Origin of the sequence: Bacillus sp. FSL R7-0672 (assembly GCF_038601465.1) — a bacterium.
Classification (GTDB): domain Bacteria; phylum Bacillota; class Bacilli; order Bacillales; family Bacillaceae; genus Bacillus; species Bacillus pumilus.
The window spans coordinates 191,144-204,090 of record NZ_CP152010.1; the positions used below are offsets into that span (position 1 = coordinate 191,144).

Annotated in this window: 15 protein-coding genes; all 15 read left to right on the forward strand. The window is 42.4% G+C overall.

From position 1 onward, the window contains the following. Nucleotides 1-23: 23 nt before the first annotated feature. The 15 genes from cdaA to MKY18_RS01155 all read left to right on the forward strand — a co-directional run bounded on the left by cdaA (nucleotide 24) and on the right by MKY18_RS01155 (nucleotide 12,874). The gene (gene cdaA / locus MKY18_RS01085) at nucleotides 24-845 is read left to right on the forward strand and encodes a diadenylate cyclase CdaA (RefSeq protein WP_003217057.1); all 822 of its coding nucleotides are present in this window, start codon (nucleotides 24-26) and stop codon (nucleotides 843-845) included. Further along, on the forward strand, nucleotides 838-2,247 hold the full coding sequence (locus tag MKY18_RS01090) for a YbbR-like domain-containing protein (protein ID WP_065097736.1): 1,410 nt from the start codon (nucleotides 838-840) through the stop codon (nucleotides 2,245-2,247). The genes cdaA and MKY18_RS01090 overlap by 8 nt, the downstream gene beginning before the upstream one ends. 25 nt (nucleotides 2,248-2,272) lie before the next feature. Further along, on the forward strand, nucleotides 2,273-3,619 hold the full coding sequence (gene glmM / locus MKY18_RS01095) for a phosphoglucosamine mutase (protein WP_044139154.1): 1,347 nt from the start codon (nucleotides 2,273-2,275) through the stop codon (nucleotides 3,617-3,619). Nucleotides 3,620-4,192: 573 nt separating this feature from the next. Continuing rightward, the gene (glmS, locus tag MKY18_RS01100) at nucleotides 4,193-5,995 is read left to right on the forward strand and encodes a glutamine--fructose-6-phosphate transaminase (isomerizing) (protein WP_003216893.1); all 1,803 of its coding nucleotides are present in this window, start codon (nucleotides 4,193-4,195) and stop codon (nucleotides 5,993-5,995) included. Between the two features lie 61 nt (nucleotides 5,996-6,056). Next, a complete protein-coding gene (locus MKY18_RS01105; protein WP_065097734.1) occupies nucleotides 6,057-6,416 on the forward strand; it encodes a hypothetical protein in 360 nt (119 codons plus the stop codon). Further along, the gene (locus MKY18_RS01110) at nucleotides 6,403-6,759 is read left to right on the forward strand and encodes a DUF2200 domain-containing protein (protein ID WP_113768605.1); all 357 of its coding nucleotides are present in this window, start codon (nucleotides 6,403-6,405) and stop codon (nucleotides 6,757-6,759) included. Before MKY18_RS01105 ends, MKY18_RS01110 begins: the two co-directional genes overlap by 14 nt. A gap of 156 nt (nucleotides 6,760-6,915) precedes the next feature. Next, nucleotides 6,916-7,107: a PLD nuclease N-terminal domain-containing protein gene (locus MKY18_RS01115; RefSeq protein WP_003217265.1), complete on the forward strand. Its 192-nt coding sequence runs from the start codon at nucleotides 6,916-6,918 to the stop codon at nucleotides 7,105-7,107. A gap of 14 nt (nucleotides 7,108-7,121) precedes the next feature. Further along, nucleotides 7,122-8,039: an ABC transporter ATP-binding protein gene (locus tag MKY18_RS01120; RefSeq protein ID WP_342497662.1), complete on the forward strand. Its 918-nt coding sequence runs from the start codon at nucleotides 7,122-7,124 to the stop codon at nucleotides 8,037-8,039. Next, nucleotides 8,036-8,800, forward strand: a complete 765-nt coding sequence (locus tag MKY18_RS01125) for an ABC transporter permease subunit (protein WP_081277131.1) — start codon at nucleotides 8,036-8,038, stop codon at nucleotides 8,798-8,800. The genes MKY18_RS01120 and MKY18_RS01125 overlap by 4 nt, the downstream gene beginning before the upstream one ends. Nucleotides 8,801-8,970: 170 nt before the next feature. Next, on the forward strand, nucleotides 8,971-9,360 hold the full coding sequence (locus MKY18_RS01130) for a RidA family protein (protein ID WP_044139161.1): 390 nt from the start codon (nucleotides 8,971-8,973) through the stop codon (nucleotides 9,358-9,360). A 199-nt stretch (nucleotides 9,361-9,559) separates the two neighbouring features. Next, nucleotides 9,560-10,282 carry an ABC transporter ATP-binding protein gene (locus MKY18_RS01135; protein WP_342497663.1) on the forward strand — a complete coding sequence of 241 codons (723 nt, stop codon included), beginning with the start codon at nucleotides 9,560-9,562 and terminating at the stop codon, nucleotides 10,280-10,282. Then, complete coding sequence (gene skfF / locus MKY18_RS01140) at nucleotides 10,275-11,696, forward strand: sporulation killing factor system integral membrane protein (protein ID WP_342497664.1); 1,422 nt, start codon at nucleotides 10,275-10,277, stop codon at nucleotides 11,694-11,696. Before MKY18_RS01135 ends, skfF begins: the two co-directional genes overlap by 8 nt. A gap of 19 nt (nucleotides 11,697-11,715) precedes the next feature. Then, nucleotides 11,716-12,231 (forward strand): HEAT repeat domain-containing protein, encoded by a 516-nt coding sequence (locus MKY18_RS01145; RefSeq protein WP_050943428.1) that lies wholly within the window; start codon nucleotides 11,716-11,718, stop codon nucleotides 12,229-12,231. Continuing rightward, nucleotides 12,231-12,653, forward strand: coding sequence for a TlpA disulfide reductase family protein (locus MKY18_RS01150; protein WP_342497665.1), 423 nt, complete (start codon nucleotides 12,231-12,233; stop codon nucleotides 12,651-12,653). Before MKY18_RS01145 ends, MKY18_RS01150 begins: the two co-directional genes overlap by 1 nt. A gap of 23 nt (nucleotides 12,654-12,676) precedes the next feature. Beyond that, nucleotides 12,677-12,874, forward strand: coding sequence for a hypothetical protein (locus MKY18_RS01155; protein ID WP_065097725.1), 198 nt, complete (start codon nucleotides 12,677-12,679; stop codon nucleotides 12,872-12,874). Nucleotides 12,875-12,947: the final 73 nt, after the last annotated feature.

Sequence of the window (12,947 nt, forward strand, 5' to 3'; positions counted from 1 at the left end):
TGAAAATTCTGGAGGACGAGGAAATGGCTTTAGGGGATATTCCTATTTTGCAGTACCTCGGTAATGCTGTTGATATTCTCGTTGTTTGGTATGTGATATATAAATTAATGATGGTCATCCGCGGAACAAAAGCGGTTCAGCTTTTAAAGGGAATTGTGGTCATTGTTCTCGTCAGGATGGGAAGTGCGTATCTCGGTCTTAACACACTTCAATGGCTGATGGATCAAGCGATTACGTGGGGATTCCTTGCGATCATTATTATTTTTCAGCCAGAGCTAAGGAGAGCGCTTGAGCAGCTTGGGCGCGGCCGTTTCTTCTCAAGAAGCGGGACACCTGTAGAGGAACAGCAGCAGAAAACGATCGAGGCAATTACAAAAGCAATTAACTATATGGCAAAACGCAGAATCGGCGCGCTGCTGACAATTGAGCGTGATACTGGGATGAATGATTACATAGAGACTGGAATTCCTTTGAATGCAAAGGTGAGTTCAGAGCTGCTCATTAATATTTTCATTCCAAATACACCGCTTCATGACGGTGCTGTCATTATGAAGCGTGATGAAATTGCAGCTGCCGCTTGTTATTTACCGCTGTCAGAAAGTCCTTTTATCTCTAAGGAACTTGGGACGCGTCACCGGGCGGCAGTCGGAATTAGCGAAGTGACAGACAGCTTGACCGTCATCGTTTCTGAGGAGACAGGCGGCATTTCTGTCGCGAGAAATGGTGATCTCCACCGAGAATTGACAGAAGAAGCCCTTGAAGAAATGCTGATTGCTGAATTTAGTAAGAACAGCAAAGATGCTTCCTCGACCAAATGGTATTGGAGGGGCAAGAAAAATGGATAAGATTTTGAATAATCGCTGGGCCGTAAAGCTTTTTGCATTGGTCTTCGCTTTATTGCTGTATGGTGCAGTCAATTCAGCGCAAGCGCCCACGCCGAAAAAAATCGGTGAATCCTTTTTCCCAACATCGACGACAGATGAAGCAACCCTAACTGACATTCCTGTTAAAGCGTATTATGATGACGAGAAGTACGTCGTTACTGGTGTGCCGCAAACAGTTAATGTGACGATTAAAGGGTCAACGAGTGCTGTGAAAACAGCAAGACAAACAAAGAACTTTGAAATATATGCAGATATGCAGAATTTATCCACAGGTACTCATAAAGTGGAGCTGAAGGCAAGAGATGTATCAAAAGGACTCACACTATCGATCAATCCATCTGTGACGACGGTGACGATACAAGAAAAAACAACAGCAGAATTTCCTGTGGAAACCGAATTTTATAATCAAAATAAAATCAAAGACGGCTATTCACCTGAACAGCCTATTGTGAATCCGAAAAAAGTTACAGTCACAGGTTCTAAGGACGTGATCGACAAAATTTCTGTCATTAAAGCATTTGTGAACCTAGAGGATGTCGATCAGCAAATTGAAAAGGAAGCGAAGCTCACTGTGTATGATAGTAGCGGGAATGAGCTGCCAGTCGAATTGAGTCCGTCTGTGGTGAATATTACAGTTCCCATCTCAAGTCCAAGCAAAAAGGTTCCGTTTAAAATAGAGCGGACTGGCAGTTTGCCGGATGGGATCAGTATCTCAAGCATTGAGACAAGCCCGAGTGAGGTCACAGTGTACGGTTCTCAAAAAGTGCTGGATTCGCTTGATTTTATTGATGGTGTCAAGTTGGACCTAAGCAAGATCAAAGATGATACGGAGATTGATGCCGACATTCCCCTACCAGATGGTGTGAAAAAGGTATCGCCCGAAACGGTGAAGATCAAAGTGAAGGTTGCAACAGCGCAAGAAAAAAAGATCGATAATGTACCAATTTCTGTCGTAGGTCTGAGCAAGGATCTCACCTCTGATTTTGTGAGCCCATCTTCTGGACGACTCACGTTAACAGCAAAGGGATCAAAAAGTGCGATTGATAAACTAAAGGCTTCAGATGTTGAAGCCTATATCAATGTTGGGGACTTGAACGAAGGAACACATGAGGTCACAATTCAAGTGAACGGTCCTCAAAATGTGACGTGGACATTATCGAGTTCAAAGGTCAAAGTGAAACTGACTTCTACTGAGACAGAAGATCAGCCAGCGTCTACAAATGATCAGAAGAAGCCATCTTCTGATGACGATGATCAGGAAGAGAAGAGTAAAGAAGAATCCACGCAAGATAAAGCAAAGAAAGAATCAAGTCAAAGACAGCGGATCAAAGAAGATAAAAAAGAGGACGAAGCGTCCTCTTGAATGGTAAAAAAGGAGCGATTGAAACATGGGCAAGTACTTTGGAACTGATGGTGTAAGGGGTGTGGCGAATAGCGAATTAACGCCAGAGCTCGCATTTAAAATTGGGAGATTTGGCGGCTATGTGCTCACGAAGGATAAAGAACGTCCAAAGGTACTCGTTGGGCGAGACACACGTGTATCCGGTCATATGCTAGAAGGAGCGCTCGTAGCAGGCTTACTTTCAATTGGGGCTGAAGTGATGCGTTTAGGTGTGATCTCAACACCTGGAGTGTCTTATTTAACGAAAGCAATGGACGCAGAAGCGGGTGTCATGATCTCTGCTTCTCACAACCCAGTTCAAGATAACGGAATTAAATTCTTCGGCGGTGACGGCTTTAAGCTGTCTGATGAACAGGAGAATGAAATTGAGCAGCTGATGGATCAGCCGGTCGATCAATTGCCACGCCCAGTTGGAGCGGATCTTGGAACGGTAAATGACTACTTTGAAGGCGGTCAGAAATACTTGCAATTCTTAAAGCAGACAGCAGACGAGGATTTCACAGGTATTCACGTGGCGCTTGACTGTGCACACGGTGCAACCTCTTCTCTAGCGACACATTTATTTGCGGATTTAGATGCAGATGTGTCCACAATGGGAACATCACCAAACGGATTGAATATCAATGATGGTGTAGGCTCAACTCATCCAGAGGCACTTTCTGCTTTTATGAAGGAGAAGGGTGCAGATATTGGTCTTGCGTTTGATGGTGACGGTGACCGTCTGATTGCTGTCGATGAAAAAGGTGATATTGTAGACGGCGATCAAATTATGTACATATGTGCACGTTATTTGAAGGGCGAAGGCCGATTAAAAGATGACACGGTCGTCTCCACGGTCATGAGTAACCTAGGTTTCTATAAAGCGCTTGAGAAACAAGGCATTAAGAGCATCCAAACCGCTGTTGGTGACCGCTATGTGGTTGAAGCGATGAAAAAGGATGGGTATAATGTCGGCGGTGAGCAATCAGGCCACTTGATTTTCCTTGATTACAATACGACAGGTGATGGCATGCTTTCTGCAATCATGCTTGTCAATACACTCAAAGCAACAGGAAAAACATTGTCAGAGCTTGCCGCTGAAATGGAAAAATTCCCGCAGCTTCTAGTGAATGTGAAAGTGTCTGATAAATATAAAGTAGAAGAAAATGAAAAAGTAAAAGCAGTGATTCAAGAGGTTGAAAAAGAGATGAACGGTGACGGCCGCATTCTTGTTCGTCCATCTGGAACAGAGCCGCTTGTACGTGTCATGGCAGAGGCGAAAACAAAAGAACTATGTGATGAATATGTGACTCGAATTACCGCTGTTGTGAAGGAAGAAATGGGTATTGAGTAATAGATACCAAAGCAAATCGCTAGCAGCGGTTTGCTTTTTTTTCGAATAAACGTCATAAATGGATGGATTTGTACGAATATTATACGCGAGGGCAATTTACTGTTGTCTTCATACATAAGAGAGCACATCAAAGGTAGAACGTGACAAGCCTCATCGCATATAGTGTATGGAGGTCTCACTTTCTTGAAAGGGATCACCGACTAAATTGTGATTGACGGAGGTCAGACCTTATAGTACAATCATCCTTGTGTTACTGGATTTTTATTCTATCAGGAAAGGCAGGGTAGATGTTCAGCAACTCTCTTATAATTATAGCGCCCGAACTAAGCGATCGGACGAAAGATGCTTAGTTGACGAGGATGGAGGTTATCGAATTTTCGGCGGATGCCTCCCGGCTGATCAGAAAAGAGATCACAGCCGTAAGTGTTTCTTTAAAGCAAGGAGGTGACTCTTTGTACAAAGGGAATACACATGATCTCCCAAATTAAACATGTAGAGAGGGACGAAGAAATGTCCCTTCTATTTTAGTAGGCTTTCTTTGTCCCTTTCACATGATCGGGAGGAAGAATATTTATGTGTGGAATCGTAGGTTATATTGGTCAGAATGATGCGAAGGAAATCTTATTAAAAGGTTTAGAGAAGCTTGAGTACCGTGGGTATGACTCAGCAGGTATCGCTGTGGCAAACGAAGAAGGCGTGCATGTGTTCAAAGAAAAAGGACGTATCGCTGAGCTTCGTGAAGTTGTTGATGCAAACGTAGCATCTTCAGCTGGAATCGGACATACACGCTGGGCAACACACGGTGTACCAAGCCATCTAAATGCGCATCCGCATCAAAGTGCTTCTGGCCGTTTTACGCTTGTTCATAACGGTGTCATTGAGAACTATGTACAATTGACACGCGAATATTTACAAGACGTCACACTAAAAAGCGACACAGATACAGAGGTTGTTGTTCAAGTCATCGAACAATTTGTAAGCAGAGGTCTTGATACAGAGGAAGCTTTCCGTCAAACGCTTCTTCAACTAAAAGGCTCTTACGCAATTGCTCTTTTCGATAACGAAAACAAAGAAACAATCTATGTGGCGAAAAACAAAAGCCCATTATTGGTTGGTTTCGGAGAAGATTTCAACGTTGTCGCTTCTGACGCAATGGCGATGCTTCAAGTAACAAACGAATATGCGGAATTAATGGATAAAGAAATGGTCATTGTCACAAAAGACGAGGTTATCATCAAAAACCTTGACGGTGATATCATGACACGTCCTTCTTATATCGCTGAGCTAGATGCAAGCGACATCGAGAAAGGCACATATCCTCACTACATGTTAAAAGAAACGGATGAGCAGCCGCTTGTTATGCGCAAAATCATCCAAGAATATCAAGACGAAAACGGCAAGCTGTCAGTCGCTGGCGATATCGCAAGCGCAGTAGCAGAAGCAGACCGCATTTACATTGTGGCTTGTGGAACGAGCTACCATGCTGGACTTGTCGGTAAACAATACATTGAAGACTGGGCGAAAGTACCTGTAGAAGTCCATGTAGCAAGTGAATTCTCTTACAACATGCCGCTTCTATCGAAAAAACCGTTGTTCATCTTCCTTTCTCAATCTGGGGAGACTGCGGACAGCCGTGCTGTACTTGTTCAAGTCAAAGAACTTGGTCATAAAGCATTAACGATCACAAACGTACCAGGATCTACGCTTTCTCGTGAAGCGGACTTCACATTGCTTCTTCATGCAGGACCAGAAATCGCAGTGGCTTCAACAAAAGCTTACACAGCGCAAATCGCTGTTCTTGCGATCCTTGCATCCGTTGCAGCTGAATTAAATGGTCAATCTCTTGACTTCGACCTTGTGAAAGAGCTTGGGATTGTAGCAAACGCAATGGAAGCCCTTGTCGATCAAAAGGATGAAATGGAACAAATCGCTCGTGACTTCTTCACAGTGACACGTAACGCATTCTTTATCGGAAGAGGACTTGACTACTATGTGTGCCTTGAAGGTTCACTAAAACTAAAAGAGATCTCTTACATTCAAGCAGAAGGCTTTGCTGGCGGAGAGCTCAAACACGGCACCATTGCTTTAATTGAAGAAGGCACACCGGTCATTGCCCTTGCAACGCAAGAGCATGTGAACCTCAGCATTCGCGGTAACGTCAAAGAAGTCGTTGCACGCGGCGCAAACCCATGTGTCATCTCACTAAAAGGCCTAGAAGACGAAGGCGACCGTTTCGTCCTTCCAGCTGTACATCCAGCACTTGCACCACTTGCATCTGTTGTTCCATTACAGCTAATCGCTTACTACGCAGCCCTTCACCGCGGGTGTGATGTGGATAAACCACGTAACCTTGCGAAGAGTGTGACGGTGGAGTAGGGTTAAATAAAATCGGATTTTTGATACCCCTTTAGATATAATTGTCTAAAGGGGTGTTTTTGTGTCTAAAGAACTAAATAAAATGAAAGATAGATTCGATAAGATCGTACATGTTCAAGGGAGCAGAATCATTATGAGTGAATATTTAAAAAAGGAGAAAAGGGGAATTATTTTTTTCTTCATCGTTTATATCGCATTGTTTATAAGCTCTTATTTGTTGATTGGCGGTCCTGCTACCGTCGAAGGACCGATTTGTGTATTTCTAGGATTCTGTTTCGTTCAATTTCATAAATATAGATCTTTCAAAAAAGATGCAGGTAATAAAAAGAGAATAGGCATACTAAGAGAGCAGCATGTAGAGAAGACCATACAGCTTGAATATTTTAAAAAGAAAGAGAGAAAAACACATGACCAAACCTAAAATCTATACAATGAGCTTTGCAAAAGTCTATCCTCTCTATATCGCAAAGGCAGAGAGAAAAGGACGAACGAAAGCTGAAGTTGATACGATCATTTGTTGGTTGACGGGGCACAGTCCGGAAGAGTTGCAGGAACGGGTGAATCAACAGATAGATGTTGAAAACTTCTTTGTTGAGGCCCCTGAGCTGCATCCTTTCCGCAGTTTAATCAAAGGAGTCATCTGTGGTGTTCGAGTAGAAGACATTGAGGAAGAAACCATGAAAAACATTCGGTATCTAGATAAGCTGATTGATGAGTTAGCAAAAGGAAAGGCGATGGAAAAGATTTTGCGGTGTTCTTCATGACCATAACAAGCAAGTCCAGTGAATAACCTTCACTGGGCTTTTTTTATATAGACCATTTGACCAATAAAAATAAAACCCATTTGAACGAATTCCCTCTTCATGTCGTCAAAAGAAGTGATATCAAAAAAATTGGTGTATGAAAAAGGAGTGGCGTGGATGGATATGAAGATGATTTTACCTCTCATTTTGCTGCAAGCGATTTTAATGGTGATTGGTTTGTTTGATTTGCTGAAAAGAGATCCATCGAGAATCAGGGGAGAAGTGAAGTGGGTTTGGGCTTTGGTGATTGTGTTTGTGGCGAGTGCCGGTCCTATTGCGTATTTCATTTTTGGTCGTAAACAATCTTAGTAGGGGGGATTCGCTTGAATATGCTGGAGTGTCATGGGCTGACGAAATCGTATGGCCCGAATGAAATTTTAAAAAATGTCTCGTTTTCTGTTGGGGAGGTTGGATGTGTCGGCTTTTTAGGAGCCAATGGTGCGGGGAAGACAACGACGATTCGGATTTTGACGGGGCTTGCTCGTCCTACGTCTGGCGTCGTGAAGGTGGCGGGTATGGATGTGACAAAGGATATGGATGACATTAGTCATGTGATTGGCTATTGTCCGCAGCAGCCTGCATTTTATCAGGATATGACGGGGCAGGAGTGGATGCATTGGGTTGGCGGATTATTTCAATTAGAGAAAAACATCATTCGATCCAAAACAGAGGAGCTGTTGAAGCTTTGCCGGATATATGAGGCGAAGGATCGTGCCATTGGCAGCTATAGCGGAGGGATGAAGCAGAGGCTTGCCATTGCACAGGCGCTTATCAATAGCCCGAAGGTTCTTATTTTGGATGAGCCTGTGTCTGCACTTGATCCAATGGGAAGAAAAGATGTCCTGACTTTGATTGAGCGTCTAAAGCATGAGATGTTGATCTTTATGTCGACCCATATTTTAGACGACATTGAACGGGTGGCGGATCATATTATTATGATCAACAGTGGAAAAATTGAGATGTCCTCTTCGATGAAACAGATCAAAGAAGACTATATCCAGCCAGTGATTGAATTTCAATTAGAACAACAGAATACGAAACTAGTGGCTTTGTTAAAGGAGCGGGATTGGGTGGAGGAATGCATTGAAACAGGAGACGCTTATGAGGTGCGAGTCAACGATCAACAAATGGCATTGAAGGAGCTGCCTCGTCTCATCACTGAAGCTGGCGGTGTTCTCCTCCATTATCGACTATCTAAGCTGACGCTTGAAGATATTTTCATGAAGGTTGTGACGGCGTGATGATGTTTAAAAAGGAATTTAGGGAGTTATTCACTAGTTATAAAATGTTATTTGTGCCGATTATTTTTACGATTTTAATGATCACACAGCCTATTACGCTCAAAATGCTGCCAGACCTTTTGTCGAAATCAGCGAATCTACCTGAAGGGTCCACATTTTATATACCAGAGCCTAGCGCTGGTGAGGCTTTAGCGAGTGCATTGAGTAAGTTCGATTCGCTTGGCGTTTTTATTCTCATTATGATTGTGATGGGGACGATCGCAGGAGAGCGTGCCTCTGGGGTGACGGCGATGATCATGGTGAAACCAATCAGTCGAATGAGTTACTATATCTCGAAAATATGCGCCTATGCTTGTTTGACCTTGTTTAGTTTGGTAGTGGCAGTGCTTGCCTCCGTTTATTATGTGGACATCCAATTTGGGCATGTGGATTGGGTCAATGTGGTAAAAGGAACGCTTCTTTATTACCCCAATTTATTGCTGATTGTGGTATCGACCATTTGTGCTTCGGCATTCTTTACACGTTCCGTCACAGCTGGCGGTGTATCGCTTTTGATCAACCTTATTCTATTTACCGTTCCTTCATTTTATGAGGATACATTAGGGAAGTTTGCGCCTAAAGGCGTGACAAGTGCGGCCGAGGAGATGATTCATAGAGGGACTTATTCGGATCAGGCGCTTACAAGTTTTCTAGGTGTATCGGTATTGATTGGTTTCTTTTTTCTCATCGGATGGTTTCTTTTTAGAAAACAAGAATTATAGGTTGGAGGACCCTTTGGATATGAAGATCTAAAGGGTCTATTTTATAGGAGACTTTTTATTTGGAAGGCTTTTTTGTTAGCGTCACTAGAAGCATATCAATCTGAGTGAGAAAGAAAGTTTGATATGATGGATATAAATTGATTGTATTTTCAGAAAAGGGGTTTTTATCAATGAGAACATCACGTAATCCGGAGACCATTCACCCGCCAGTTGCACCATATACTCATCAAATAGAAACAACAGGACCACAGCGGTGGTTAACCCTATCAGGTCAAGTAGGGATGGAGACGGATGGAACAATTCCAGAGAGTCCATTAGAGCAGCTCCAACTAGCATTAGAGAATGTGAAGCGAAACATAGAAGCGGCAGACATGGCGGTAGAAGACATAACGAAATTAGTATTTTATCTCGTAGGAGAGTTCGATGCGGAGAGCAGAAAACGAATCATGGGGCAGTTTTTAGGCGAGCATCTACCTTGTATGACGATGATTTATGTGGTGGCATTGGCTTCACCTGATCTTAAGGTAGAGGTGGATGCTTGGGCGTGTCAGGAGATTTAATCGGTAAAAGATTGGGTGATTGATGCTCAATCTTTTTTGTTTTGTGAAATTTTAAGAAATTACCTCTATACCCTTATCTTGTTATTGTCTGTATGGTAATATCAGGGTAAATATTGAGTGGGTCTAATTACATTTACATGTCATCGTAAAAAACACCATTGATAAGCATACATCACTCTAATAGTAAGGGAGAGATTTGATGCCATTCATGGAGGTTCAGAATATAAGCAAACGATACAGCAATGGTGATGGGATAGAGGGTCTGTCGTTTTCCATCGAAGCAGGTGAGGTTGTGGCGCTGCTCGGGCCTAATGGTGCCGGGAAGACGACAACGATTCGGTGTTTAACGGGGCTATATAAACCAGATGGAGGGGAGATTCTCATTGAGGGTTTCCCGCCTGGTCATCCCCATGTCCAAAAACAAGTAGCTCTTATTCCTGATCAGCCGTATTTGTATCCAGACTTAACGGCTGCTGAACATGTTCAATTCCGTGCTCGAGGATATCATAAAGGCTTAAAACAGATCAAGGAAAAGGTATATGGAGCGTTGAAAGAAGTACATATGGAAAAAAAGATGAACGAACTGTGCGGAAGGCTGTCGAGAGGCCAAAAGCAGCGTGTCGTTTTAGCAGGGGCCATTGTTCAAGATGCCTCCCTTTTTATATTAGATGAACCGACTGTAGGGTTAGATATTCCGTCAAAACAGTGGCTGTCGGATTGGCTGAGACAAAAAAGCAGTCAAGGTGGGGCGGTCTTTGTGTCGACTCATAGTCTAGAATTCGTTCTCGATACGGCCAGTAGGGTGGTATTGATACGAGACGGTGCCATCATGAAGAATATGGATGTTCCTCAATTAAAGGAAGAACAGAGTGAGTGGAGGGCAGAAGTCATTCAACTTCTGGGGGAGTGGTCAAGTGAATAACACACTCTCCCTTTTATGGATGAAATCTCAAAGACGCTTGATCAGTAAAAATCAAGAAAAGAAAATGCCTTTTCTGATCTTACTTCTTTTCATTGCGGCAATTGGTTTTCAGCTAAGCGCAGTTTCAAGTATGGGTGATTGGAATGCGGTTGCAGCTGGGTGGATCATTGTCTGTTTGTTTGTTCTCTATACGGGGTTTGGCTTGTTTACAAATCGGCTGCCTAGTCAAATGAACGATATCATTTGGTTATATGGAAATGGTGCTTCTCTATGGACAGTTGTCATCAGTGTATGGTTGTATCACATTTTTTGGCGAGGGGCTCTTCTCATTGTTTCTGCTGTGGCTGCGGATCTACTTCTGTTTTTTATGACGCAGCAGTACCCGTTTCTGCTTGGAAAATCACTCATCCTGACAGGGCTGTTATGTTTGGTTGAAACTTGGATGATTGCGATGTCTTGTGCTAGAACCATTCGAGTATATAAGCGCCTGCTCATACTCGGTTTTGTATTGATGTTTGGCTTCTTTGCACTGCTGGTTTTGAATCAATTCATGATGAAACAGCCCTTCTTGATGAACATTGCTGATTCTTTGATGTTTCAAGCTGGACGTATGATCGAAGAGTTCTCCATTCTTTCTTTCTTCATCTTTATTGGAGTAATGTTCCTATCTTTCATGATGATGTACAAGGCTAGTCATCGTTTAGAGATGAAGGAGTCTTTAGTCAAGGAGGCAGTATTTTGGGAAGAATTTGAGGGGAAACATATTCAATCAAGTCCAATCGTTCAAAAAAAGGTCAAGACGTGGTGGGGGCTTTCGTCATTAACGGGTAGCTGGGCTTTTCTTTGGATTGAATTATTGCTGGTAAAAAAGTATGCGGCCTTTCATTTGTTATCTACCATGCTGTTAATTGGTACTTACTATGTCGTCCTTACTTATTTTTCTGATTGGCTGAATCTATTCTTAATCGTCATCGCTTCATCCGTTCTTTTTAGTTCATATTATGCTGGGATTGTAAGACACGCACAAACAGGAGTGCTCTATCTTTTTCCAGGTGCTTTATATCAAAAAATCATTCTGTTAGAAGTGTTTCAAACCTTTTGGCTGTATGCGTTCTACTTGATTTCTCTTTATTTAATTGAGATTCAGGATGTATTGTATTGGACCTTATTTGGTGGAGGAGTTTATATGTGGTTTTTGGCCATACGGCTCTTTGCCTTTATGCAGCCTCTGAGAAGAGAAAGGAGTTTTGCTTTGGCCGCCTATTATCGATCATTGCTATTTGCGTCTGTGATCAGTGCTATGGTTATGATTAGCATTCATCTAATCACTGATGGCTTGTTGACAACAATTGTATCCCTAGTGGCTGGAGCAGGATTTTATGTGCTTTGTTATCGATACCGTGCGGTTCATTAAAAAGAGGAGTTGATTGTCAATGAAGCCAGAAAATAAGCTGTCTCAATCAGTTCAACAATTGGCAAATACAAATGAAGTAACGATCGTTCAAGCAATAGGGGAATTGAGAAAGTTCGGAAAAGATGCAGTGCCCGTCCTTGTTGAGGCTTTAAAAGAAAAAGGATCTCTGCGGAACATTGCAGCAGCTGTACTTGGTGAATTTGGAGCAGATGCGGGAGAAGCAGCTGAGCCACTAGCACAGCTATTAGAAAGTGAAGAAGAGGATACAAGAATGGCCGCTGCCATGTCACTCATGAGGATTGGACAGCCTAGCTTGCCATTCCTTCTGGCACTGGCTAAACGTTATGAGGGTCCTACTTGTTTCTGGGCATCATGGTGTATCTCTTGGATTGATCCATCAAAAATTGAAAAAAACATGTACGAGTGCTTAAAACAAGAACAAGAAAATCCAACAGGCAGCGTCACTCCTTTTGCTGCAGAGGAAGCATTAGGGAAGATTATTGCTTTTCAGCTAAAGGAAAAGGGGGATGAATAGTGGAAACGCAAAAACTCAATTGGCCTGAGCACCTCCCTTGGATTTATCCTTCAGATCAAAGGAGTTTATCTGAGGGACAGCAGCTTCTATACTTTTGGTCAGTCAACTGTCCGCATTGTGAAGAATTAACCGACCACATTCTACATCGTGTAAATCAGTTGGGTATTCATTTAACCTGTGTCCATATTCCATATACAGAAGATGAAAAGTCGGCAGATGTTGTTTCAGAATATGCAGAGGAAAAAAATATGACCGCTCCTATTGTGTTGGATCAGGATTATGAGATTGTTGCAAAGTATAAGATTCAAGGGTTACCTAGCTTTTGCCTTATAGATGAAGAGGGAAATTTAATAGATCGGAAAATGGGAGATAGCGGCTTGGAAAAAATATTGAAAAAGTTAGAAAAACATTCAATTAGTTAGTAAGTATCAGGGAGGAGAGAGTGTTGTTTCTATCAAACAAAGAATTAAAAAGAAACACGGTTTTTTTCGCCGGTGTTGGAGCGGTTTTGTTGATTTTAATGATATTGAAATGGTTTCCGATTTCTGCAGACTGGGAGCTGACATTGATTTTATTCGGATTGGGGATTTTGTTTTATGTGAAGCGTGTGATGAGGAAAGAGGAAAGTCATCATTCATTATGATACCTAGAATGTATATTCTAGGTTTTTTTATTAAATTTTCCTTAAAAAGTATGTTTTTACATGGGTGTAGAGA